This window comes from Paraburkholderia dipogonis (assembly GCF_042680985.1).
GTDB lineage: Bacteria > Pseudomonadota > Gammaproteobacteria > Burkholderiales > Burkholderiaceae > Paraburkholderia > Paraburkholderia phytofirmans.
This window is the reverse complement of the sequence record NZ_JBHUFR010000021.1, coordinates 248,428-273,118: the sequence shown is the minus strand read 5'-3', so window position 1 is coordinate 273,118 and position 24,691 is coordinate 248,428. Positions and strand designations below refer to the sequence as shown.

Genomic DNA, 24,691 nt, shown 5'->3' with positions numbered 1-24,691 from the left:
CGCCCGAAGTGTCGCCAGGAGCGCGAGCCGGACAGCGCGATTCAAACCTCGTGCATATTGCAACGCCCCGCTTCATGCGGGGCGTTTGCCAGGTACAGGACGCATTGCAGTACCCGCAGTCGATCAGCAGGCGCAGGTGTAGATGCAGGTGTAGTTCGAAGCAAACGCGGCCGTCAAGAGCCGTGGCAGCAAGACGGCGTCTGGACCACCAGCCGCCGGCCCACGTTAGCCGTCACAAGCGGCGAGGTTGAAACCCTGTTTGGAGATCCAGATGCAGACAACAGTCAGTCTATGGCCGCTCATTGGCGTGGCCGTCATCATCGTCGGCTTTTTATTGCGGTTCAATCCGATGTTGATCGTGGCGGTCGCCGCGATTATCACCGGCCTGGCCGCGCACTTCCCGCCTGAAAAGATTCTTGCCGAGATCGGCACCGGCTTCATCAAGACCCGCAATATCCCGCTGATCATTCTTCTTCCGCTCGCCGTGATCGGTTTGCTCGAACGGCACGGCCTGCGTGAACGCGCGCAAACGTGGATCGGCGGCATCAAGGCCGCGACCGCCGGGCGTCTTCTGATCGTCTATCTGCTGGTGCGCGAGCTGACCGCCGCGGTCGGCCTGACCGGACTCGGCGGCCATCCGCAGATGGTGCGTCCGCTGATCGCGCCGATGGCCGAAGGCGCCACCGAGACCCGCTTCGGCAAGATCAGCGACGCGGTGCGTTTCAAACTGCGCGCGTTCTCCGCGGCGACCGACAACGTCGGCCTCTTCTTCGGCGAGGACATCTTCGTCGCGTTCGGCGCGATCGTGCTGATGACCACCTTCCTGAAAGAAGCAGGGATCGTCGTCGAACCGATTCACGTGGCCGTGTGGGGCATTCCGACCGCGATCTGCGCGTTTCTCATTCACGGCTTCCGCCTCTATCTGCTCGACCGCAAGCTAGAGCGCGAACTGCGCGGCAATGCCACGGCGAACAACGCCGCCGGTACGTCGACGCAATCCGCCGCAGGAGACAAAGCATGACGCTCACGATCACCTATCTTTTCTGGCTGCTGGGCGTGGTGCTGCTGGTTGTCGGCGGCATGATCGTCACGGACAAGGATCACCCGCGCCGCTTCACCGCCGGTGGTTTCTGGATTCTCTACGCGCTGATCTTCCTGATCGGCGACAAGCTGCCGCCCGCCGTGGTCGGTGTGCTGGTGATCGTCATGGCGCTGATCGCCGGCTTCGGCGGCGTCACCGCGGGCAAGCCCAGGGTGCTGTCGCTCGAAGCACGCAAGGCGAGCGCCGCGCGTCTGCGCAACAAGCTGTTCGTGCCCGCGCTGACCATTCCGGTCGTCACCGTGATCATCACGCTGTCGGCGAGCCATCTGGTGTTCGGCGGCATTCCGCTGATCGAGAAGGCCAACGTCACGCTGATCGGTTTCGGCATCGGCTGCGTGATCGCGCTGGCGATCGCCTGCGTGATGACGCGCGACACCGTCGGCCAGTCGATGAAGGAAGCCCGCCGGCTGGTCGACGCCCTGTCGTGGGCCGCCGTGCTGCCGCAAATGCTCGGCATGCTCGGCCTCGTGTTCTCGGACGCGGGCGTCGGCAAGGCGGTCGCGCACGTGACGACGGCGTACATCAGCCTCGACTATCGCTTCATTGCGGTGGCCGTGTACTGCATCGGCATGGCGCTGTTCACCATGGTGATGGGCAACGGCTTCGCCGCGTTCCCGGTGATGACAGGCGGTGTCGGCGTGCCGATTCTGGTGGGCGTGTTTCACGGCAACCCGGCGGTGATGGTCGCGATCGGCATGTTCTCCGGCTACTGCGGCACGCTGATGACGCCGATGGCCGCAAACTTCAACATGGTGCCGGCCGCGCTGCTGGAGCTGCCGGATAAGAACGCGGTGATCAAAGTGCAGATTCCCACTGCGCTGACCTTGCTGGTCGTGAATATCTTGCTGCTGAATTTCCTGATGTTTTTATAGGACTCTTACCGCTGATATCGAGCAACACCGACGTATCGCAGGACCGCTCTGCGATACGTCGGTGAAACGGACTCACTGCAACGCGCGGACGCGACCGAATTAGGATGCGTCCGATCGTCGGGAAATGGGCGGCGACTCTACGATGCTGGACGCTCTCCCATCCACACGCCGGTGCGCGCAACGCACGCCGCCGACGCTCTCCCGCAGGTTTCCATGGAACATCGATCCCCGCCTGATCACGCGCGCACCGAACCGTCGCACGCCGCTTACCTTGCCTCATTGATCGACGCCGCGCTCGAAGCGCATCAAGCCGGCCGGCTCGACGCCGCCGAATCCCTCTATCGCGAAGCACTCGTGCTCGATCCTGCTCATACGGGAGCGCTGCACTACTTCGGCGTGCTGCAATTCCAGCGCGGCGATCACGACACGGCCGCGAGCCTGATGAGCCGCGCACTCAAACTCGACCGTCACGATGCCGCCTGCTGGAGCAACCGCGGACTCGTGGCCGCCGCACTCGGCCACCTCGATGAAGCGATGATCTGCTATGACCAGGCGCTGCAACTCCAGCCTGATTTCGCCGATGCGCACAACAACTTCGGCGTCGCACTGCAAGCACAAGGCGATCACAGTGAAGCGATCGAGCAGTATCGATTGGCGCTGGCGTCGAACCCCACGCTGCTCGACGCACGTCTGAACCTCGGCACGGTGCTCAGCAAACTCGAGCGTTTCGACGAAGCGTTGGCGTGTTATCGGGAGGTCTTGTCGCTCGATCCGGCATCGGCGGAAGCGCACTTCAACGTGGGCAATGCGCACCAAGCGCGAGGCGATCACGGCGCGGCGATCGCCAGCTTCGAGCGAGCCCTGTCGCTGCGCGCGAATTACGCGGAGGCGCACATCAATCTGGGCAGCCTGATCGGCAAGCTCGGCGACTACGCTGGCGCTGAAGCGCATTACCGGCGCGCGGTCGCGCTCAAACCGATTCCGACTCATCTCGTGTGTCTGGGCGGATCGCTCGGCGCGCAAGGCCGGCTGGACGAAGAGGAAGGCTTTTATCGCCAGGCGCTCGCACTCGATCCGCACTATGCGGACGCGCATCAGAATCTCGCGTGGCTGTTGCTCAAACGCGGCGACTATCGACAGGGCTGGGCCGAATTCGCGCTGCGCTGGCGCAAGAGCGACTATGACGCGATCGCGGTGCTGGGCGTTGCTGAATGGCGTGGCGAGTCGCTAGAGGGGCGCCGTCTGTTGCTGGTCGGCGAGCAGGGTTTCGGTGACCATTTCCAGTTCCTGCGCTTTGCGAGCGTGCTCGCCCAGCGCGGTGCAACGGTCGACCTGTGCGTGCGCGAACCGCTGCTGCCTTTGGTCGAACGGATCGCGGGCGTGCATCGCGCATTCAGCGGCAAACCCGACGGCGAGTACGATTTCTGGGTGCCGATGATGAGCGTGCCATCGTGTATCGGTTTGGATCGTCTCGCTGACATTCCCGCAGAAGTGCCTTACCTGTTCGCCGACAAAGCGAAGATCAAGGCATGGCGCAAACGGCTCGGCGCGACCGACAAGTCGAAGCGCAAGGTGGGACTCGTCTGGGCCGGCAGTCCCGGCTTCGGCAACGACCGCTACCGCTCGATGCAGCTAGCCGAACTAGGCGCGCTCAGCGACATGGAAGACGTTGCCTGGTACGCGCTGCAGAAAGGCCCCGCGCATGCGCAACTGGCCGAGGCGCCAGCGGCTTTCCGTGCCCACGATTTCACCGCCGAGCTGCACAGCTTCGAAGACACGGCCGCGTTGATCATGAACCTGGATCTGGTGATCGCCGTGGACACCGGCGTCGCGCATCTGGCGGGAGCGTTGGGCAAGCCGGTGTGGTTGATGTTGCCCGCCAATTCGGACTGGCGCTGGCTCGAAGCACGCAGCGACTCACCGTGGTATCCGGGGATGAGATTGTTCCGGCAGCCGATGCTAGGAGATTGGGTGCCGGTGGTCGAGAACGTGACCCGCGCACTGCGCGAAGGCAGGTTCTAACGGCCACACTGCGCTGAGGCCCGACGCCTGTGCGCAGCACCGCTGACACCGGGCATCGACGAAGTGCGGCCTTACGGACGCCGCCGCTGCTGCGCCAGCATATAGGCGCGCAACAACTTGTTGATGCGCGTCTGATAACCCTGCCCCTGCTCCTTGAACCAGTTCAGCACGTCCGCATCCAGACGCATTGTCACGGCTTGCTTCGGCGGAACGTGCAACTCGGCGCGTTGAAAAAAATCGTCGCCCAGTTCGGGCACGTCGCTCGTATCGATTTGCGTGTCGTCTGTTTTGGCGAGCCGCTTCCAGTCTGTTCCCGATGCTTTAACCATCATTTCACCTCTGCTCATGCCTGATTGCCACAGTGTCCGTCAATGCCAGACACGCTGCTTGAAGTGCCTGACCTCGTGCCGCGTTGCCTTGCGTGCCGAAATGATCCGGATCACGTCTTCAATCCGTTCGACATACACCACGATTCCCACAATGTTTGCGATCCAGCCCATCGCGAACCAGCGGTCTTCGCCGTAGTCTTCCCGCTGGTCCAACGCCGTGAGTAACGGGTGATTGAACACGTCGATAGCATCCTGAAAATCGATGCCGTGTTTGCGGATGTTGATCTGATTTTTGATTTCGTCCCACTCAAACAGCACGCGCCACCTGTATTGACGTTTGTACATACATCATAGCATGCAAAGGGCCGCTATGGCTGCGTGTGCCGCGAGCATTTTGCGGCATACGTGTACGTCGGACTGGGTGCTTCAGATACCGGTTCCTATGATGGCCGAACGGCCGATCCGGTTTAGGACGTTTGAGTCGTTACGTATGTTTTCCGTGTTCGGTTCCGATGAACCTCACCCCGCCTCGACCACGAACCCGTGCTGCCGCAAAAGCTGCAGCACGCCCTTGCGGCCGCCCAGATGCAGCGCGCCGATCGCCACGAAAACCGGCTTGTTCGGCGCGGCGATCATCAGCATTCGCGAAACGAAGCGCCGGTTGCGGTCATAGACGATCTTGTTGTCGATCGAATCGGAGATGCGTTTGTCACGGGCCAGCTTTTCGGATTTCGCGGCCTGCCAGGCGGCGATCGCATCCGCGTCGCCCACACGCCACAGCCGATGCAAGGTCCGCACGTCCGCGACATTTTCCGCGGGCGTCTGCACCAGATCCTGTGCCAGCATCTCGCGCTGCTGCGCGAGCGACAGCCCCGTGAATGCGCGCATTTGCTGCGACAGTGTTTCGAGACCGACGATCTTGCCGCGCGTGCGCAGATACACGTTTTGCAGTTGCGCTTCCGACCCGTACTCGGTCTGCAGGCCGGCACTCAGCGAATCGTAGGTTTCGACCAGCAACGAAGCGAGCCACGGCCGCATCTTCTTGATGGCGTCGAGTGCCGCCGGGTTGCCGTGCAGCCGGAGGGCGAGCTTGCGCCACAAAGGATCGGGCAGCAGTCCCGGCAGACAGTCGCGTCGGCAGACGCCGTACTTCGAGACGTCGTCTTGCGAAACCAGCAGTTCGTCGGGCGAGAGTTCGAGCGCCAGCGTCGGCGAGGCGGCGAGCGCGCCGAGGATCGGGGCGCGGAAAGGCTGATCGGCGGGATAGTCGGCGGGATCGCCGACATGCAGTGTGCCGAGCACGTAGATGGTGGTCGTGCCGCGCGTCGCGACATAGAACGGCATGCGCGCTGGCTGCGCGCGCACCGGGCCGCTCGCCGTGGTGCCCGGCAAGGCAGGCGGTGAAGCGGGAGGCAGGTTGGACCCCGGCAAGCCGGCGCGTGGCGGAGCCGGCATGTTAGGCACCGGCAGCGCCGGACGTCCCGCCTGCGCGGGTGCATTGGCGGCCGCCCCCGCAGCATGCGCCACGCCGGACAGCCCTATGCCAAGATGAAATACAAAACAAACGCCGAAGAGCGCGGCACCAGCCAGTGCACGCGCCCACCAGCGCCGCGTTGAAGCGGCGTTCAGGCCGCCATCACGCAAGCGGCGCGCAAGACGACGCGCCGCCAACCCATCAGGCATCCACGTCACCCACCTCCTCGGCGCGGTGACACGACACCTGGCGGCCATCCACTTCACGCAGCTTCGGTTCCTCGCTGCGACAGCGGTCGATCACGTACGGGCAGCGCTGATGAAATGTGCAACCCGACGGCGGATTCAGCGGCGAAGGCATTTCACCTTGCAGCTTGATCTTGATCGTGCGATCCGCCTCGAAGATCGAAGGCGTGGCCGACATCAACGCGCGCGTGTACGGATGACGCGGGTTCGAGAAAATCCGCTTCTTGTCGCCGAGTTCCGCCACGCCGCCGAAGTACATCACCATCACGTCGTCGGCGATATGCTCCACCACCGACAGATTGTGTGAGATGAACACGTAGCTGGTCTTGAACTGCTCCTGCAGATCCATGAACAGATTCAGAATCTGCGCCTGGATCGATACGTCGAGCGCCGATACGGGTTCGTCGGCGACCACGATCTGCGGGTCGAGAATCATCGCGCGCGCAACGGCCACACGCTGACGCTGGCCGCCGGAGAACATATGCGGATAGCGCTTCGCATGTTCCGGACGCAGACCGACGGTGCGCATCATCTGCGCGATCCGTTCGGCGCGCTCGGTTGCGCTCAGTTGCGTGTTGATCGCGAGCGGTTCGCCGAGCGTCTGCTCGACGGTCTTGCGCGGATTCAGCGAGGCAAACGGGTTCTGGAACACCATCTGCACGCGCCGCCGCAGCGCCGCGATCTTCGCGTGATCGGCGCCGGCCACGTCTTCACCGTCGATCAGCAGACGGCCCGCGGAGGGCGCTTCGATCATGGTGAGTTGACGCGCGAGCGTCGATTTGCCACAGCCGGATTCGCCGACCACCGCCAGTGTCTTGCCGCGTTCGAGCGCGAACGAGACACCGTTGAGCGCCTTCACCGTGCCGGACGCGAACATGCCGCGCTTGACCGTGTAGTAGCGCGCCAGCTGTTCCGCGACCAGCACGTGGTCGCCCGCATGGTCCGACTGGCGCCGCGTTTCGAGTACTGCGTTCATCGTGCGCCTCCATGGGTGTGAACGTTGGCGTCGCCGCTCAGGTTCAAAGGTTTGATGCAGCGCACGCGCGCCACTTCAGCGTGACCTTGCATCGGCGCGAGTGCGGGGCGCGCTTTCAGGCAGTCGTCGACCACATATTTGCAGCGCGGCGCGAACAGACACCCTTTGGGACGGTCGTCGCGGCCCGGCACCATGCCCGGCAGTGCGGCGAGCCGCACGGCGCCGACATTGTGCTCGGGAATCGCCGCCAGCAACGCTTCCGTGTACGGATGATGCGGGGCGGCGAAGATGTCCGGCACTTTGTTCGTTTCGATCACTTCGCCAGCGTACATGACCGCGACGCGTTGCGCGACTTCGGACACCACTGCCAGATCGTGCGAGATCAGCACGAGCGCCATGCCGCGTTCCTTCTGCAGCTTGATCAGCAACTCCATGATCTGCGCCTGGATCGTCACGTCGAGCGCGGTGGTCGGTTCGTCGGCGATCAGCAGCTTCGGGTTGCATGCAATCGCCATGGCGATCATCACGCGCTGGTTCATGCCGCCCGACATCTGATGCGGAAACGAACCGATGCGGCCTTTCGGGTCGGGAATGCCGACCTGATCGAGCAGTTCCAGAGCGCGTTTGTCCAACGCGCTGCCGCGCAAGCCTTCGTGCAGCTTCAGCACTTCCTTGATCTGATAGCCGACGGTGTAGCTCGGATTCAGACTGGTGAGCGCGTCCTGGAACACCATCGCGATGTCTTTGCCGATGATCTTGCGGCGTTCCTTCGCCGATGCCTTCAGCAGGTTCTTGCCGTTGAAGGTGATTTCGTCGGCGGTGACTTTGCCGGGCGCGTCGATGAGGCCCATCAGCGCCATCATCGTCACGCTCTTGCCCGAGCCCGATTCGCCGACCACGCCGACCACTTCGCCCGGCGCGACATCGAGGTTGATGCGGTCGACAGCGGGCAGGCCGTTGAAGTTCACCGCCAGATTGCGGATGGTCAATAAGCTAGACATTTAGGCCATCCTTTTCAGTTTGGGATCGAGTGCGTCGCGCAGCCCGTCGCCGAGCAGATTGATGGCAAGCACCGAGATCAGGATGGACAAACCCGGCATGGTGACGATCCACCAGGCGCTGTCGATGTAATCGCGCGCCGAGGCCAGCATCGCGCCCCACTCCGCTGAAGGCGGCTGCACGCCGAGGCCGAGAAAGCCGAGTGCCGCGGCATCGAGAATCGCCGACGAAAAGCCCAAGGTGGCCTGCACGATCAACGGCGCGGTGCAGTTCGGCAGCACTTGCGAGAACATCAGGCGCATGGTGCCGGCGCCCGCCACGCGCGAAGCCGTCACGTACTCCTTCTGCAACTCGCCCTGCGCGGATGCACGCGTCAAACGCACGTAGCCCGGCAGCGCGACGATCGCGATCGCGAGCATCGTGTTGACGAGACCCGGACCGATGATTGCGACCACCGCAACGGCGAGCAGCAGCGACGGCAGCGCGAGCAGCACGTCCATGATGCGCATGATCGGCGTGTCGGCCCACTTCTCGAAGAAAGCCGCGATCAGACCGAGCACGACGCCCGGAATCAGCGCGAGCACCACCGAGACGAAGCCGATCCAGAACGACAGCCGCGCGCCGTACATCAGACGCGAGAGGATGTCGCGGCCCGCTTCGTCGGTGCCGAGAATGAACTTCCAGTTGCCGCCATCGAGCCAGGCGGGCGGAATCTTCACGAAGTCGCGGTACTGTTCGATCGGACTGTGCGGCGCGATCAACGGCGCGAAGATCGCGATGAAGATCAGCACGAGCACGATGACGCCGGCGCTGACCGCGCCGCGGTTGCGTGAGAAATTCGCCCAGAATTCACGGGCGGCGATAGCGCGGCCACTCGGAGGAGTGACCGACTGGGGGACTGTGTTTTGTATGTCTGCCATTTTCAGCTCACCTCGTATGGCGGATGCGCGGGTTCAGCACGCCGTACAACAAATCGACGACGAGGTTCACGACGATCACCAGCGTGGCGATCATCAGAATACCGCCCTGCACCACCGGGTAGTCGCGCCGGCCGATCGCGTCGATCAGCCACTTGCCTATACCCGGCCACGAAAACAGCGTCTCGGTCAGCACCGCGCCCGCGAGCAGCGTGCCGACCTGCAGACCGATCACCGTCACCACCGGAATCAGCGCATTGCGCAACGCATGCACGACGATCACGCGCCCCGGCGACAAGCCCTTCGCGCGCGCGGTGCGAATATAGTCCTCGCGCAGCACTTCGAGCATCGACGAACGCGTCATGCGCGCGATCACCGCCAGCGGAATCGTGCCGAGCACGATAGCCGGCAGGATCAGGTGACTGAGCGCGGATTTGAAGGCGCCTTCGTCGGTGGACATCATCGCGTCGATCAGCATGAACCCGGTCACGTGCGGAATGTCGTATTCGACCGCGATGCGGCCGGACACCGGCGTCCAGCCGAGCTTCACGGAGAACACCATGATGAGGATTAAGCCCCACCAGAAGATCGGCATGGAATAGCCGGTCAGCGCCGTCCCCATCACGCCGTGGTCGACCACCGTGCCGCGCCGCAAAGCCGCGAACACGCCCGCCGGCAAGCCGACGATCAATGCGAACAGCATCGCGCAAATCGACAGTTCGACGGTGGCGGGAAAGCGTGCGAGGAATTCGCCCATCACGCTGGTGTTGGTGATGATCGAGGTGCCGAGGTCGCCGTGCAACGCGCGTCCAATGTAGTGGACGTATTGCATGGGCAGGGATTCGTCGAGTCCGAGCCGGTGCATTGCCGCGGCGTGCATGGCGGGATCGACGCCGCGCTCGCCCATCATCACTTCGATGGGGTCGCCCGGTATCAGGTGAATCAGCGCAAACGCGAGGATCGTGATGCCGATGAAAGTCGGAATCACCATGCCGATGCGGCGCAAAACAAAGCGGAACATGGTTCGTCCCTATGGTCTTGGTGAAGAAAAAACGCAACCGGCGACGAGGGCTCGTGACCCCGGTCGCCGGACCATTTCGACCAGTTTTCTAACCGTGCGAAAAGCGTACTGCGCGAATTTACGACTAGCTTGACGAATTACTTGATGCTGACGCCGTCGAAGCGCGCATAGCCGAGCGGTTCGATACGCATATCCACGACCTTCTTGCTGACAGGCTGGTACACCGTGGAGTGAGCGATCGGCGAGAACGGCAGTTGTTGCGCGAAGATCTGCTGCGCCTGCATGTAAGCCGTCGTGCGCGCGCCCTGATCGGACGTGACGCGGCCCTTCTGGATCAGGTCATCGAACGGCTTGTAGCACCACTTCGAGAAGTTGTTGCCGTTCACCGCTTCGCAGCCGAGCAGCGTGCCAAGCCAGTTGTCCGGATCGCCGTTGTCGCCGGTCCAGCCGATCAGCATCGTGTCGTCCTCACCGGCGTGAGCGCGCTTGATGTACTCGCCCCACTCATACGTGACGATCTTCGCCTTCACGCCGATCTTGGCCCAATCGGCCTGGATCATTTCCGCCATCAGACGGGCGTTCGGGTTGTATGCGCGCTGCACCGGCATTGCCCACAGAGTGATATCGAAGCCGTTCGGATAGCCAGCCTTGGCCAACAGGGCCTTGGCCTTGTCCGTATCGTAAGCCGCGCCCTTCAGGTTCTTGTCGTACGACCATTGGGTCGGCGGCATCGGATTCGTGGCGGCCTGGCCTGCGCCCTGGTACACGGAGTCGATGATCGCCTTCTTGTTGATCGCCATGTCGAGCGCCTGACGCACTTCGACCTTGTCGACCGGCTTGTGCGTCACGTTGTACGCGAGGTAGCCGAGGTTGAAGCCCGGTTGCGACGGCATCGCGATGTTCGCTTCAGCCTTCAGCGGAGCGATGTCGGCCGGACGCGGATAGCTCATCACCTGGCATTCGTCGCGCTTGATCTTCTGCACGCGCACGCCGGCGTCCGGCGTGATCGAGAAGATCAGCTTGGAGATCTTCACCGCGTTCGGCTTCCAGTAATCCGGATTGCCGTCGAAGCGGATCGTTGCGTCCTTCGTGTAGCTCTTGAAAATGAACGGGCCCGTGCCGACCGGGAACTGGTTGATGTCGGCGGCCTTGCCGGCTTTCATCAACTGGTCGCCGTATTCGCTCGACAGGATCGACGCGTATTCCATGGCCAGATTCTGGATGAACGGCGCGTTGACTTCCTTCAGCGTGAACTTGACCGTGTACGGATCGACCTTTTCGACGCCGGTGATCAGCTTGTCGAGGCCCATGTCCGTAAAGTACGGGAACTGGACCGGGTAAGCCTTATGAAAGGCCGAGTTCGGGTCCAGCATGCGCTGGAACGTGAACACGACGTCGTCCGCGTTGAATTCGCGCGTCGGCTTGAAGAACGACGTGGTCTGGAACTTCACGCCATGACGCAAATGGAACGTGTAGGTCTTGCCGTCCGCGGACACGTCCCACTTTTCGGCGAGGCCCGGCTCGACCTTGGTGCCGCCACGTTCGAACTCGACGAGGCGGTTGTAGACGGTGAACGTATTGGCCGTGAAATCGGTGCCCGTGGTGTATTGGGCAGGATCAAAACCCGCGGGGCTGCCTTCTGAGCAGTAGACCAGGGTTTTATTCGGAATCTCGGCGCGCGCGACACTTGCGCCCACCATCGATGCCGCTGCAGCTGCGACGAGCGTCGTAACACGCGCGGCGCGCAACAGATTGTTTTGCTTCATGTTTCCTCCAGGTTCGTGGCCGGCTCCCGCCGGCGTAGCGCGATATTACTTGAGCTTGGCTCACAGCACCAAGCGGAGGAAATTCCTGGTGTTGCGACCGGAGTTAGCGCTTTAGCGGTTACTCCGGTCCCACGCAGCGCGAACGACCGGAGTTAGCGCTTTAGCGGTTACTCCCGTCCCACGCAGCGCGAACGACCGGAGTTGGCGCTTTAGCGGTTACTCCGGTCCCACGCAGCGCGGACGATCGGAAACCGTTCGGGCATAAGCGGCGGCCGCACGCCGGCGCTGGCCGGAGCATGCGGCTCTAGAGGGCCGTCTCAGCAAAAAATGGCCCGCCGTCCTTATTTCAGACCCACATTCATGAATTGCGTCGGGCCGAACGGGTCGATCTTGAAGCCGGTGACGTCCTTGCTGATCGGCTGATAGACCGTGGAGTGGGCGATCGGCGTAAACGGGACCCGATCCTTGAAAATTTCCTGAGCTTCCGTGTAAGCCTTGGTGCGCTCCGCCAGATCCGTCGTGCCGCGCCCCTTTTTGATCAGGTCGTCATACGGTTTGTAGCACCATTTGGAAAAGTTACTGCCGTTCACCGCGTCGCACCCGAGCAGCACGCCGAGCCAGTTATCCGGATCGCCATAATCGCCGGTCCAGCCGATCAGCATGGCTTCATGCTCGCCAGCATGGCCGCGGCGAATATATTCGCCCCACTCGTAAGTGGTGATCTTCACCTTGACGCCGATCTTCGCCCAATCGGATTGCAGCATTTCCGCCATCAGCCGCGCATTCGGGTTATAGGGCCGTTGAACCGGCATCGCCCAGAGCGTCAAATCGAAGCCGTCCGGATAACCCGCCTGTTTCAACAGTGCCTTGGCTTTTTCCGTGTCGTATGGAGCATCCTTCAGATTCTTGTCATAGCCCCACTGGGTCGGCGGCATGGGGTTGGTCGCCGCTTGTCCGGCACCCTGATACACCGATTCGATAATCGCTTTCTTATTGATCGACATATCGAGCGCGCGGCGCACCAGCACGTTGTCGAGCGGCTTCTTGGTGGTGTTGTAGGCAATAAAGCCGAGATTGAAACCGACCTGATTGGGGACCACGAGCGACGCGTCGGCTTTAGCTTGCGGAATATCGGCGGGACGCGGATACGACATGACCTGGCATTCGCCGCGTTTCAATTTCTGCAGACGCACGGCCGGATCGACGGTAATCGCGAATATCAGTTTGCCGACTTTGACGACGCCCGGCTTCCAGTAATCCGGATTACCGTCGAAGCGGATCGTGTCGTCTTTCGTATAGCTTCGGAAAATAAACGGACCCGTGCCGACCGGATATTGATTGATATCCGACGCCTTACCCGCTTTCAATAGCTGATCGCCGTACTCAGCCGAGATAATCGATGCGAACGGCATGGCGATCTGCTGCAAAAACGGCGCATCGACCTCCTTCAACGTAAATTTCACCGTATACGGATCGACCGCTTCGACTTTCGCGATGTTCTTGGCGAGGCCGAGATCGGTGAAGTACGGGAACGGCACCGAGTACGCCTTGCGGAAAGGCTGCTCGGGATCGAGCATGCGCTGATAGGTAAAGACGACGTCGTCGGCGTTGAATTCGCGCGTCGGCTTGAAGAACGACGTGGTCTGGAACTTCACGCCGTGGCGCAAATGAAACGTATAGGTGAGCCCGTCGGGCGATACATCCCATTTTTCGGCGAGGCCCGGTTCGATATCCGTGCTGCCGTGCGCGAACTCGATCAGCCGGTTGTAGACCGTGTACGACGCCGCGCTGAACTCGACGCTGGTGGTGTACTGCGCACTGTCGAAGCCCGCCGGACTGCCCTCGGAGCAGAACACGAGGGTCTTGTCGGGCAGCTTGGCCGCGTCGGCGACGGCGGGCAACAGCGCGGCGCTCAGAACCGCACAGGCGCTCAGCACAGGAAGGCAGGTTTGGCGAACTGCAAACAGCAACTTGGGTACCGTCATCACGTTCTCCGCACAGCAGCCACGTCAGCTGCGCTTTGATCATAGACAGCACAAAAATCGGGTTCAATGAGGGCTTACGCGCCGCAAGCTTCATTGGCGCGGGCGTGTTTATTGCGGCGCAGCAGCCGCTGCTGCGGTCTCGCAAGCAGGGAATCCCCGGTTTCGGCTTCGTTCGCGTGGCGCTCGGCTGGCACCCATAAGAGGCGCGCGCCGCCCGCCGCCGCGCCATTCGTCGCGCGAAAAAAAACCGCGCGGCCAAACGCGCCGCGCGGTTTCGTCTTCCCGACGTGATGCGAGCTTAAACGGCCAGCCGTTCGCAGATCGCTTTGGTCGCCGCAGCGCCGTTCAGCGTGTAGAAGTGCAGGCCCGGCACTTTGGCGTCGATCAGACGTCCGCACAGGTCCGTCACCACATCCAGCCCGAACGCGCGAATCGACTCACGGTCGTCGCCAAAGCTTTCCAGCCGACGCGCGACCCAGCGCGGCACTTCAGCGCCGCACATCTCCGAGAAACGCATCAGTTGCGAGAAGTTCGTGATCGGCATGATGCCCGGCACGATCGGCACATCGACGCCGAGCTTGCGTGCGTCGTCGACGAAACGGAAGTACGCGTCCGCGTTGAAGAAGTACTGCGTGATCGCCGAATTGGCGCCGGCCTTCACCTTGCGGGCGAAATTGTCCAGATCGTGACGCGGCGAGCGCGACTGCGGATGGTATTCCGGATAGCCGGCCACCTCGATCCAGAACCAGTCGCCGAATTCGGCGCGGATAAAGCTCACCAGTTCCGACGCGTAACGCAACTCGCCGACCTCGCCCATGCCCGACGGCAAATCGCCGCGCAGCGCGACGATATGGCGAATGCCATGCGCGCGGTACTGGTTGAGAATCGCGCGCAGGCTCTCTTTCGAGGAGCCGATGCACGACACGTGCGGCGCTGCTTCCAGCCCTTCCTTCGCCATTTCGACGACGGTATCGAGCGTGCCCTGTTGCGTCGAGCCGCCGGCGCCGAACGTGACGGACATGAACTTGGGCTTGAGCGTGACAAGCTGTGCGCGCGTGGCGCGCAGCTTGTCGACGCCTTCCTGCGTTTTCGGCGGGAAGAATTCGAATGATAGTTCGATCGGGTTCATGATTCAGTGAGTCAACCGAGACTGCGGTTGCCGAAAATAAGCGCGGACAGCAGCCAGGAAACGATGCTGTACAGAATCGAGCCAATGAACGCCGACCAGAAACCCGACACTTCGAAGCCCTTCAGGAGCGACGCGCACAGCCAGAAGCACAGCGCATTGACCACCAGAATGAAGAGTCCGAGCGTGAGAATCGTGACGGGCAGCGTCAGCAGGATCAGCACCGGTCGCAGGATCGTGTTGATCAACCCGAGCACCACCGCGACGATCAATGCGGTGCCGAAACTGCGGATATGAATCGACGGAACGAGGTAGGTGATGATCAGGAGCGCAAGCGCGTTGATCAGCCAGGTCAGCAGCAAGGTCATGTAGAGCTCCTTCGGCAGGATGTCCGATAACGGGAAAAGCGCGTAAAGCGGCGGGCATGGCGGACAAAGCGGCGCATCATGCGCCGCCCTGTCGTCAAACTGTCATGCGGTCAAACCGCCGCGACGCGCTTAGTAGCGGTAGTGGTTCGGCTTGAACGGACCATTCTTGTCGACGCCGATGTAGCCGGCCTGATCGTCCGACAGCACGGTCAGGTTCGCGCCGATGCGCGCCAGATGCAGGCGTGCGACCTTCTCGTCCAGATGCTTCGGCAACACGTACACCTTGTTCTCGTACTTCTTGCCTTGCGTGAACAGTTCGATCTGCGCAAGCGTCTGGTTCGTGAACGAGTTCGACATCACGAACGACGGGTGGCCCGTCGCGCAACCCAGGTTCACGAGGCGGCCTTCAGCCAGCAGGATCACGCGCTTGCCGTCCGGGAAAATGATGTGGTCGACTTGCGGCTTGATGTTGTCCCACTCGTATTGGCGGGTCGACGCCACGTCGATTTCCGAGTCGAAGTGACCGATGTTGCAGACAATCGCGTTGTGACGCATCGCCTTCATATGGTCGTGGCCGATCACATGGTAGTTGCCGGTTGCCGTCACGAAGATGTCGGCCTTGTCCGCCGCATATTCCATCGTCACGACACGGTAGCCTTCCATCGCCGCTTGCAGTGCGCAGATCGGATCGATTTCGGTGACCCACACGGTCGCGCCCAGGCCACGCAGCGATTGCGCGCAGCCCTTGCCCACGTCGCCGTAACCGGCCACCACGGCGATCTTGCCCGCGATCATCACATCGGTCGCGCGCTTGATGCCGTCGACCAGCGACTCACGGCAGCCATACAGATTGTCGAACTTCGACTTGGTGACCGAGTCGTTGACGTTGATCGCCGGGAACGGCAGACGACCTTCTTTTTCCATCTGATACAGACGGTGCACGCCGGTCGTGGTTTCTTCCGTCACGCCCTGAATGTGCGCGAGGCGCGTGGAGTACCACGTCGGGTCCGCGTCGAGGTGCGACGCGATCGACTTGTACAGCGCGACTTCTTCTTCGTTGGTCGGCTTCGAGATCACCGAGCGGTCTTTTTCCGCCTTCGAGCCGAGGATCAGCAGCAACGTGGCATCGCCGCCGTCGTCGAGGATCATGTTGGCGAATTCGCCGTTCGGCCATTCGAAAATGCGGTGCGAGAACTCCCAGTACTCGTCGAGCGATTCGCCCTTGAATGCGAACACCGGCGTGCCGGCCTTGGCGATTGCGGCGGCGGCGTGATCCTGCGTCGAGAAGATGTTGCACGAGGCCCAGCGCACGTCGGCGCCGAGCGCGGTCAGCGTTTCGATCAGCACGCCGGTCTGGATCGTCATGTGCAACGAACCTGCAATGCGCGCGCCCTTCAGCGGCTGCTGCGCCTTGTATTCTTCGCGCGTCTGCACGAGACCGGGCATTTCCGTCTCGGCAATGTTGAGCTCCTTGCGGCCCCAGTCGGCAAGCGACATGTCGGCAACAACGAAGTCCTGGGAATTTTTGGAATCGATAACAGCGGCGTTCATCACGCCCTCCTTTCTAAGTAGTGACTAGAAATTTGACGTGAGCGCGGTTCGATGCGGTGGACAGGAAGCGCTATGCGCATCCAGCCCTCCGATTGAAGTCTCCGAGCCTGGCGGGCGGCCGGCGAATAGCTGGTTCGCGGTACCCGTCGCAACGCTCCTCGAAGACGAACGGCGATTGTAGCAAAACGAGATGGCTTCGGGGCACGGATCAAGTTTTCAGGCTGCGCGGGTTTCTTGCGCTTCGTGCGTGCGCGCAGCCGCCGTGATGGACGCCTTGCAGGCGTCGTACGGCCTACGACGCGGTGGCCTCGGCCGTCAAATTCGCCGCGCGCAATTGCGCGATGCCGGTGCGCGCGGTGTCGAGAAACTGCTTAGACACGCGGAACGCTTCGGCGACATCGGCGGGATCCGGAATCTGCAGTCCGAGTGCAACGCGGAAGTAGCGTTCGGCGTGAATGCCCGTGTGGTAATGCATGCGCACACGCTTCGCATCGCTCAGCCGTGGGTTGCCGAAGATATCGCGCAGCGCCCACGAAAACGCGCCGTCTTCGCCGCCGATACGGCGAAACGCGTCGTCCATCGGAAAGCCGCCGAGCGCGAAATAAGCCGCCCGGCGGATGAACAGGCCGCTGGGCACCGTATTGCTGAGCGTTGCAGCATGCGTGGCAAAGTCAGGGTGAGCCGTGAGCTCGCGCGGAAAATCCGCGTACTCGACGTCGAGCCGCACGGACACTTCCTGCGGGTTTTGCGCGAGGAATGCGCTCGCGGCGGCGAGGGCGCCGGGCAGATATTCGTCGTCGGCGTCGAGGAAGGCGACCAGGTCATGCGACGCATGCATCGCGCCCCAGTTGCGCGCTCGCGCCGCGCCGCCGTTGCACGGCATCCGCAGCAGACCCACGCGCGCGTCGAGGCGGCCGCATTCGGCCACGATGTCCGCGGAGGCATCGATCGAGCCGTCGTCCACCACGACGATCTGCGTGGCTTCAGGCTGGGTCCGGCAACTTTGCAGAGCGCGCGCAAGTGTCGCAGCGCCGTTGTAGCAGGGAATGATGATCGAAATGGGCGTCATGATGAACGGGCGTGATGGGCGGCTCGGCGGTGAAAATCTCCTGATGTTATTCCGCTTGCCGCCGGGGGCATCTTGAAATGGCCGCGACGTTTCTGGATCGGCTCTCTGCAATATAAATATATTGACTTACAATCCAGCGAATCATTCCAATTTGGAATTCTGGAGCCTGAGATCGTGGAACTACGTGCGCTACGGTATTTCGTCGAAGTGGTGCGTCAGCAGAGTTTCACCGTCGCGGCCGAGCAGATGTTCGTCACGCAGCCGACCATCAGCAAAATGGTCAAGTCGTTGGAAGACGAAATCGGCTCGCCGCTGCTGCTGCGCGACGGGCGCCAGATGGTGCTGACCGATGCCGGACGGATCGTCTACCAACGCGGCCAGGACGTGCTGGCGGCGCACGCGCAATTGCAGGCGGAGCTGAACGATCTCGACACGCTCGGCCGCGGTCAACTCACCATTGGCATTCCGCCCATGGGCGGCTCGCTCTTCACGCCGGCCATCGCCGCGTTTCGCCAGCGCTATCCGAAAATCGAACTCAAGCTGTTTGAGCAGGGCTCACGCGCCATCGAAACGGCGCTGATCAACGGCGAACTGGAATTAGGCGGCGTGCTGCAGCCCGTCGACCCGGAAAATATCGACGTGCTGCCCATGACGCGTCAGTTGCTGTGGCTCGTCGCCCGCACGGGCTCGAGTTGGGACGATCTGCACGAGGTGCCGCTCGCGCAACTCGCCAACGAGCCGTTCGTGTTCTACGGCGAAAGTCTCGCTCTCAACGATGTCGTCTTGAACGCGTGCCGCACCGCCGGCTTTGCGCCGACCATCGTCGGGCGCAGCGGGCATTGGGATTTCATGGCGGCGCTGGTGCTGGCCGGCGTCGGCATCGCCCTGTTGCCGGCGCCGTATTGCCGGCGTCTGGACCCTGCGCAGTTCACCTGCCGGCCGGTGGTGGAACCGGAGATTCCGTGGGAAATGGCGATCGGCTGGCGCCGCAATGGTTATTTGTCACACGCCGCGCGCGCGTGGCTCGAAGTCGCGCGCGAGGCGCTGCCAGGCCAGGCCGCCGACGATTTCATGCTCGGGCCGGGCATCGGCGTGACGGGTATCACGACACCGTTTCCGAAGCGGCCCGCCGAATGAAGCAAAGCCGCCCGGCGCGAACCGGGCGGCATGTCTTACGCGATGATTCCAGCGCGCAGTTACTGCTGCGCGACGAACTCGATGCGGCGGTTGGCAAAGCGCCCGCTCGCCGTGTCGTTGCTCGCCACCGGACGCGCCTGACCATAGCCTTGCGCCAACAGCGAATCAGCCGGCACGCCCGTCTTGACGAGGTAGGCGCGCACCGCATTGGCACGTTGCTTCGACAATTGCAGATTCGCCTGTTCGCCGCCGACGTTGTCCGAATAGCCCGCCACTTCCAGCCGCGCCGTCTTGCCGTTGCCCGCGCAGGCGTTCAGCACGCGCGCCGACTGCTTCAGATCATCCACAGCCGAAGCCGGCACACGCGCGCTGGCGCTCGCGAAGTTGATCACCTGCAGGTTCAGCACTTTGACCACGTCCGCTGCCGCGCACGAACTATCCGGCGCGAGCAGGTTCTTGATCGCGCTGCGGAAGTTCTCGTTGGCATCGGCGACGGCGTGCGCGACGTCGAACGAACCGATCTGATACGACGTGCCGAGCAGCGACTTCAGCTTGTCGAGCCAGCCGAGCTTCTTGTCCGCGGCAGTGCCGCTCAGTTCGATGTGCGTGCCGGCCACTTTCACTTCCGCGCCGGGCAGCGACAGCAGCGGCAACAGGCTGTCGACATGGGCCAGCCAGTCGGCCGGTTTCGTGGACGGATCGACCGTGATGTTCGGCACGAAGTTGTATTGACCGAGGCGCTTCGTCAGCTCGTCCATCAGTTGGGTCTTTTCGGCTTCGCTGCCGACGGTGGCCGTCAGCGTGGGCTTGCCGGCGGCGTCGACGGTGAAGCTGAACTGGCTGTCTTGAGTCGGCACGATCGCGGCGGCCGGTTGCTGCGGGTCGCTTGCCGAACTCGCGGGCGTCGCGGCGCTGGTGGCAGGTGCCGACGCCGCTACATCGCTGGCAGCTACCACAGCGGCCGAAGCCTGAACCGGCGCCAAAGCCGGTTGCGCGGTAACCGGCGCGTCGCCACTGTTGTGCGCGCCGACGCGGCCGGCGCTCTGCTCACCCTGGCAGCCGCGCAAAAACAGAAACGCCAGCACCGCAGCGATTGCCGCAAGCAGCCACCACAGCCACGTGTGCGAGCGGCGCTCTCCGCGCACCACGGCGTCCACGGGCACCTGGATACTCGGCGACGCGTCGGCCGCCGGCGTGGCCGCGGGCGTCGGATGATCGATGTGCGACGAAACAGCCTTCAATTGCGCCAATATGTTGCCGGCAAACGCGCCGACGCCGCCCAGGCCGAGCGCGGCCATCAGGCGATCGTTCAGAAAAGGCGCAATGACCGGCAGTTGATGACCCAGCAGCGTGGGCAAATGCCCGGCGTTGCCCTGACCTTCGAGGCAATGCCGCTTCAACAAGCCGAGCAGCGTTGCCCCGACGATGCCCGTCATGGCATGCGTGGCGTGCGCCGGCACGCCGGTTTGCGAGGCGACCTCGTCGCTCAGCACGTCGACGCGGCGGTCCAGAGTTCGTTCGAGCAACTGCCGCCCGGCCATTTCCAGCTGGCTCAAGCCAGTCGTGCTGCCGATCAGGCGCGGCAGCTGTTCGGCGATATGCCCGTTTACTTCCGGCGAGAGGATCGTGGCGAAAAGCGAACGCGCACCGTCGAGCGTCGCGCCCTTTTGCATCAGACCGGCGACGAGCGCCGGCGCCGCGGCGGCCAGCACCTTTTGAGTCGCGTCCGCCGGCAGCCCGAAGCGCCCCGCTAGCTGCCGCACCACACCGTCCGTCATGGCGGACTGAATCAGTTGAATTGCGTTGATGCTCATCGCTTCGCTTCCTCGAGTTCCCGAACGCGCCACCTAGCACGCTCCCTTTTGCGGCGCGATTATAGGTTTCGGGAAATCTCATAAACGAAACGGCACAATTTATGACGAATTGGCAGACGTTCGTTCAATTTGTCTCATATTTGGCGGCAAAATCTGACATGCCGCTGAAAGCTCAGGCGGTCGTCGCCGACATGCCGGCTCTGCTGATCGATGCCATCTTCAGTTCCGTTTGCGATTCGCGACGGGCCGCCGTGATCAGATCGGCCGCGCGCTCGCCGATCATCACCGTCGGCGAATTGGTGTTGCCGCCGATCAGCGTCGGCATCACCGAGGCGTCGACGATCCGCAGCCCCGTGACGCCTCGCACCCGCAACTGCGGATCGACCACCGAGCGCGCGTCGCCGCCCATCCGGCAGGTGGCCACCGGGTGATAGATCGTGTCGGCATGCTCGGCGATCGTGCGGCGCAACTCCGCGTCCGACTGGCCAGAATGGGTGTACAACTCGCTGCCGCCGTGCAGCGCGAGCGAGGGGGCATCGAGAATGCGCCGCGCCATCCGCGCCCCGTCTACCAGCAGATCGAGATCGCGCGGGTCGCTGAAAAAACGCGGATCGATCACCGGCGCGGTTCGCGCGTCCGCGCTCGCGAGAGTCACGGTGCCGCGGCTGTGCGGTCGCAACACGCACACGTGCAGCGAATAACCGTGGCCCCAATGCATATGACGGTTGTGATCGTCGACGATGGCCGCGCAAAAATGCAATTGCAGATCCGGCCGGTCGAGCGTCGGCGTGCTCTTCAGAAAACCGCCCGCCTCGGCGACATTGCTCGACAGCATGCCGCGCCCATGACGCATGAACGTGACGAACTGCGGCAGCATCCGCGCAATGCCGCGAATCGAAAAGCCGGTCGGCTCGATCGACGAAACCCGCTTGTTGATCGTGAAATCGACGTGGTCGATCAGGTTCTGGCCGACTTCCGGCGCGTCGTGCAGCACCGCAATGCCGAGCGACTGAAGATGCGCCGCGGGGCCGATACCCGAGCACATCAGCAGTTGCGGCGAATTGAACGCGCCTGCGGCAAGCACCACCTCCGCGCGTGCTTCGAGCGTTTCCCTGCGGCCGCCGCGCACGATCTCCACGCCGCTCGCGCGCTTGCCGTTGAAGGCGACGCGCAGCACCGTCGCGTCGGCGATCGTATGCAGGTTGGGACGCGCGCGGTCGTAGATATAGGCGCGTGCCACGCTGCAACGGCGTCCGTCGCGCTGTGTCACCTGATAGAAGCCGATCCCTTCTTGGTCCGCGCCGTTGAAGTCGCCATTCGGCTTGTAGCCGGCTTCCATCGCCGCCTGCACGAAGCGCCGTGAAAACGGATTCTGATAGCGCAAATCGGAGACGGTCAGCGGGCCGCTGTCGCCATGCCACGCATCGGCGCCGCGCTGGTTGCCTTCGGCGCGGCGGAAATACGGCAGCACCTCCGCCCACGACCAGCCTTCGCAACCTAATTCCGCCCATTCGTCGTAATCGAGCGGATGGCCACGCGTGTAAATCATCGCGTTGATCGCACTCGATCCGCCGAAGCCGCGTCCGCGCGGCTGATACCCTTGCCGTCCGCCGAGCCCCGGCTGCGGCGTGGTCAGATAACCGTAATTGGTCTTGAGTTTGTGCGGCACCACGGCCGCCACGCCGACCGGCATGTTGACGAACAGATTGCGGTCCGTGTGCGGGCCGGCTTCGATCAGCGCGATCGTCGCGTCCGCGCAGCTATCCGCGAGACGGCTCGCCAGCGCGCAACCGCCCGAGCCCGCACCGACGATGATGTAGTCGTATTGCATCCGCTCCTCCTGATGGGCCGCGTTGCTCGCGAACCCTTATGTCGTGCACACTTGTCTACGTGTGTTTCCCCGGCATTGTAGGGAGCGTTCGGATGGCGCGGCGGCTTCGCGCCAGAGCGATTCCTCTAAACGGAACGGCCGCCGCGCCCCTATGATGAAAGACGCGCTAACGCCCGCCTGGCGGCTGCGCGCGGCATTCGAACACGGCGTTGCACACGCCGTCCTCTCAGCGCGCGGCATGACACGCGGCGATCAAACAGCGCATTGCCGGCCAACGCCGGCGAGCATGCGTCGAACGGAGACAGCAGATGGAACGGCACAGCTTCGGCCAGACTCACGAGGTGACCAATCAGGTTCCGCCCCTCGCGGACTACAACCTGTTTTCCAGCGACGCCGCGTTGTCCGCCGCCCTCGAACGCGACGGCGCCGGGTGGCATCGCGGTGCACTGCTGCGGCACGGTGCAGCGCTCACCACGCCCGAGACGCTCGCGCTCGCCGAGCTGGCGAACCGTCACGAGCCCGAGCTTGTCACGCATAGTCCACGCGGCGAGCGCATCGACGCGCTGGAATTTCATCCTTCGTGGCACGCGCTGCTCTCGCTGCTGCGCCGCGAAGGCTTGCACGCGCTGCCGTTTTCCGATCCGCAACGCGGCGCGATGGTGGCGCGCTGCGCCGGTTACTTCCTGCATGCGCAAATCGAATCCGGCTCGCTGTGCCCGCTGACGATGACCTTCGCGAGCATCCCCGTGCTGCAACGCGAACCCGCGCTATTCGCTACATTGCGCGACAAGCTCTACGCGCGCGAACACGATTCGCGCGATTTGCCGCTCAAGCAGAAAACGTCCGCGATGATCGGCATGGGCATGACCGAAAAACAAGGCGGCTCGGACGTGCGCAGCAATCAGACCCGCGCCTACTCCACCGCCGGCAGCGGCCGTGGCGCCGCCTACCGGCTTGTCGGTCACAAATGGTTTTTCTCCGCGCCGCAGTGCGACGCGCATCTGGTGCTCGGCCGCACCGACGAACACGAAGGCCTTTCGTGCTTCTACGTGCCGCGCTTCGCGCCGGACGGCCGCAAGAACAACGTGCAGATCCAGCGTCTGAAAGACAAGCTCGGCAATCGCTCGAATGCGAGCAGCGAAGTCGAATTCCTCGACGCGTTCGGCATCATGATCGGCGACGAAGGACGCGGCGTGCCGACCATCATCGAAATGGCGAACTACACGCGGCTCGATTGCGTGATCGGCAGTGCGGCGCTGATGCGCGCGGCGCTCGTGCAGGCGATTCACCATGCGCGTCATCGCAGCGCGTTCGGCCGGCATCTCGCCGATCAGCCGCTGATGCGCAACGTGCTCGCCGATCTGGCTTTGGAATCGGAAGCGGCGACGGTGCTATTCATGCGCCTCGCGCGCGCTTTCGAAGAGTCGACCGACGCCGCTTCCACCTCGCTGGCCGAGCGCGCGTGGCGCCGAATCGTCACGCCCGCGGCGAAGTACTGGGTCTGCAAGCGCGCGCTGGAATTCACCGGCGAGGCGATGGAAGTCTGGGGCGGCAACGGCTACGTCGAAACCGGTCCGATGGCGCGTTTCTATCGTGAAGCGCCGGTGAATTCGATCTGGGAAGGTTCCGGCAATGTCATGTGCCTCGACGTGCTGCGCGCAATGGAGCGCGAGCCGGAAGCGGCGCAGGCGCTGTTCGCCGCGTGGCAAGCGGACGCGCAAGCGCATCCGGCATTGAGCGCCGCGCTCGGCAAACTCGCCGCCACGCTCAACGGACCGGCCGGGCATCGCGAAGCGTCGGCGCGGCGGATCGCGCAGCAAGTCGTGCTGATCGCGCAAGCCACCTTGCTGCTTAAACACGCGCCCGCCGAAGTGGCAGAGGCGTTCATCGCTACGCGTCTTGCCGATGGCTGCGGCGAAAGCGGCCGCGTGTACGGCACGCTGCCGGCCACATTCGATCACGCGGCGATCATCGAAAGAGCATTCCCTGCCTGACGTTCAGCACGCAAGCTTCAGGCACGCCGCAAAGCAGGAAAAGCAGCACAAGCAAACCCAATAAAAGCGCGACTCGACGCCCAACGCAATCCA

General features: G+C 63.1%; 20 protein-coding genes and 1 riboswitch. Of the genes, 5 read left to right on the top strand and 15 right to left on the bottom strand.

Annotated features, from left to right (window positions below; genetic code table 11):
- Positions 1 to 271 precede the first annotated feature (271 nt).
- The 3 genes from ACFSNN_RS26950 (at position 272) to ACFSNN_RS26940 (ending at position 3,996) form a co-directional block, all read left to right on the top strand.
- Entirely contained in the window at positions 272 to 1,021 is a 750-nt protein-coding gene (locus ACFSNN_RS26950; protein ID WP_134457591.1) for a DUF969 domain-containing protein, read from the top strand.
- Complete coding sequence (locus ACFSNN_RS26945) at positions 1,018 to 1,974, top strand: DUF979 domain-containing protein (protein ID WP_134457590.1); 957 nt, start codon at positions 1,018 to 1,020, stop codon at positions 1,972 to 1,974. The genes ACFSNN_RS26950 and ACFSNN_RS26945 overlap by 4 nt, the downstream gene beginning before the upstream one ends.
- Positions 1,975 to 2,187: 213 nt before the next feature.
- Positions 2,188 to 3,996, top strand: a complete 1,809-nt coding sequence (locus ACFSNN_RS26940) for a tetratricopeptide repeat protein (RefSeq protein WP_134457589.1) — start codon at positions 2,188 to 2,190, stop codon at positions 3,994 to 3,996.
- 71 nt (positions 3,997 to 4,067) lie between these two features.
- Here ACFSNN_RS26940 and ACFSNN_RS26935 read toward each other — a convergent pair whose 3' ends face one another.
- From ACFSNN_RS26935 to ACFSNN_RS26875, 13 genes are all read right to left on the bottom strand, one after another.
- Positions 4,068 to 4,328, bottom strand: coding sequence for a BrnA antitoxin family protein (locus tag ACFSNN_RS26935; RefSeq protein ID WP_341868431.1), 261 nt, complete (start codon positions 4,326 to 4,328; stop codon positions 4,068 to 4,070).
- Positions 4,329 to 4,364: 36 nt separating this feature from the next.
- On the bottom strand, positions 4,365 to 4,670 hold the full coding sequence (locus tag ACFSNN_RS26930; protein WP_244322806.1) for a BrnT family toxin: 306 nt from the start codon (positions 4,668 to 4,670) through the stop codon (positions 4,365 to 4,367).
- Between the two features lie 174 nt (positions 4,671 to 4,844).
- Entirely contained in the window at positions 4,845 to 6,008 is a 1,164-nt protein-coding gene (locus ACFSNN_RS26925; protein ID WP_134457588.1) for a TraB/GumN family protein, read from the bottom strand.
- Positions 6,001 to 7,020, bottom strand: coding sequence for a peptide ABC transporter ATP-binding protein (locus tag ACFSNN_RS26920; protein WP_134457587.1), 1,020 nt, complete (start codon positions 7,018 to 7,020; stop codon positions 6,001 to 6,003). Before ACFSNN_RS26920 ends, ACFSNN_RS26925 begins: the two co-directional genes overlap by 8 nt.
- The gene (locus tag ACFSNN_RS26915; protein ID WP_116143752.1) at positions 7,017 to 8,021 is read right to left on the bottom strand and encodes an ABC transporter ATP-binding protein; all 1,005 of its coding nucleotides are present in this window, start codon (positions 8,019 to 8,021) and stop codon (positions 7,017 to 7,019) included. The genes ACFSNN_RS26920 and ACFSNN_RS26915 overlap by 4 nt, the downstream gene beginning before the upstream one ends.
- Positions 8,022 to 8,939, bottom strand: a complete 918-nt coding sequence (locus ACFSNN_RS26910; RefSeq protein ID WP_134457586.1) for an ABC transporter permease subunit — start codon at positions 8,937 to 8,939, stop codon at positions 8,022 to 8,024.
- Between the two features lie 7 nt (positions 8,940 to 8,946).
- Entirely contained in the window at positions 8,947 to 9,957 is a 1,011-nt protein-coding gene (locus tag ACFSNN_RS26905) for an ABC transporter permease subunit (protein WP_012434669.1), read from the bottom strand.
- 137 nt (positions 9,958 to 10,094) lie between these two features.
- Positions 10,095 to 11,723: an ABC transporter substrate-binding protein gene (locus tag ACFSNN_RS26900; protein ID WP_134457585.1), complete on the bottom strand. Its 1,629-nt coding sequence runs from the start codon at positions 11,721 to 11,723 to the stop codon at positions 10,095 to 10,097.
- A gap of 341 nt (positions 11,724 to 12,064) precedes the next feature.
- On the bottom strand, positions 12,065 to 13,708 hold the full coding sequence (locus ACFSNN_RS26895; RefSeq protein ID WP_134457584.1) for an ABC transporter substrate-binding protein: 1,644 nt from the start codon (positions 13,706 to 13,708) through the stop codon (positions 12,065 to 12,067).
- A gap of 298 nt (positions 13,709 to 14,006) precedes the next feature.
- Positions 14,007 to 14,837: a methylenetetrahydrofolate reductase [NAD(P)H] gene (gene metF / locus ACFSNN_RS26890; RefSeq protein ID WP_134457583.1), complete on the bottom strand. Its 831-nt coding sequence runs from the start codon at positions 14,835 to 14,837 to the stop codon at positions 14,007 to 14,009.
- A gap of 11 nt (positions 14,838 to 14,848) precedes the next feature.
- Positions 14,849 to 15,202 (bottom strand): phage holin family protein, encoded by a 354-nt coding sequence (locus tag ACFSNN_RS26885; RefSeq protein ID WP_106284835.1) that lies wholly within the window; start codon positions 15,200 to 15,202, stop codon positions 14,849 to 14,851.
- A 129-nt stretch (positions 15,203 to 15,331) separates the two neighbouring features.
- Positions 15,332 to 16,753: an adenosylhomocysteinase gene (gene ahcY / locus ACFSNN_RS26880; protein ID WP_106284834.1), complete on the bottom strand. Its 1,422-nt coding sequence runs from the start codon at positions 16,751 to 16,753 to the stop codon at positions 15,332 to 15,334.
- Positions 16,754 to 16,785: 32 nt separating this feature from the next.
- Positions 16,786 to 16,919: riboswitch (S-adenosyl-L-homocysteine riboswitch) on the bottom strand.
- Between the two features lie 126 nt (positions 16,920 to 17,045).
- Entirely contained in the window at positions 17,046 to 17,822 is a 777-nt protein-coding gene (locus ACFSNN_RS26875; RefSeq protein ID WP_134457582.1) for a glycosyltransferase family 2 protein, read from the bottom strand.
- A 174-nt stretch (positions 17,823 to 17,996) separates the two neighbouring features.
- Here ACFSNN_RS26875 and ACFSNN_RS26870 point away from each other — a divergent pair, with 174 nt between their 5' ends.
- Positions 17,997 to 18,959: a LysR family transcriptional regulator gene (locus ACFSNN_RS26870; RefSeq protein ID WP_134457581.1), complete on the top strand. Its 963-nt coding sequence runs from the start codon at positions 17,997 to 17,999 to the stop codon at positions 18,957 to 18,959.
- Between the two features lie 59 nt (positions 18,960 to 19,018).
- On the opposite strand, the gene ACFSNN_RS26865 is transcribed toward ACFSNN_RS26870, so the two are convergent.
- Both ACFSNN_RS26865 and ACFSNN_RS26860 read right to left on the bottom strand, forming a co-directional pair.
- Positions 19,019 to 20,773, bottom strand: a complete 1,755-nt coding sequence (locus ACFSNN_RS26865) for an OmpA family protein (RefSeq protein WP_134457580.1) — start codon at positions 20,771 to 20,773, stop codon at positions 19,019 to 19,021.
- Positions 20,774 to 20,945: 172 nt separating this feature from the next.
- Positions 20,946 to 22,604, bottom strand: a complete 1,659-nt coding sequence (locus ACFSNN_RS26860; protein ID WP_134457579.1) for a GMC family oxidoreductase — start codon at positions 22,602 to 22,604, stop codon at positions 20,946 to 20,948.
- Positions 22,605 to 22,912: 308 nt separating this feature from the next.
- Between ACFSNN_RS26860 and ACFSNN_RS26855 the strand changes: the two genes are divergently transcribed.
- Positions 22,913 to 24,598 carry an isovaleryl-CoA dehydrogenase gene (locus ACFSNN_RS26855; RefSeq protein ID WP_134457578.1) on the top strand — a complete coding sequence of 562 codons (1,686 nt, stop codon included), beginning with the start codon at positions 22,913 to 22,915 and terminating at the stop codon, positions 24,596 to 24,598.
- Positions 24,599 to 24,691: the final 93 nt, after the last annotated feature.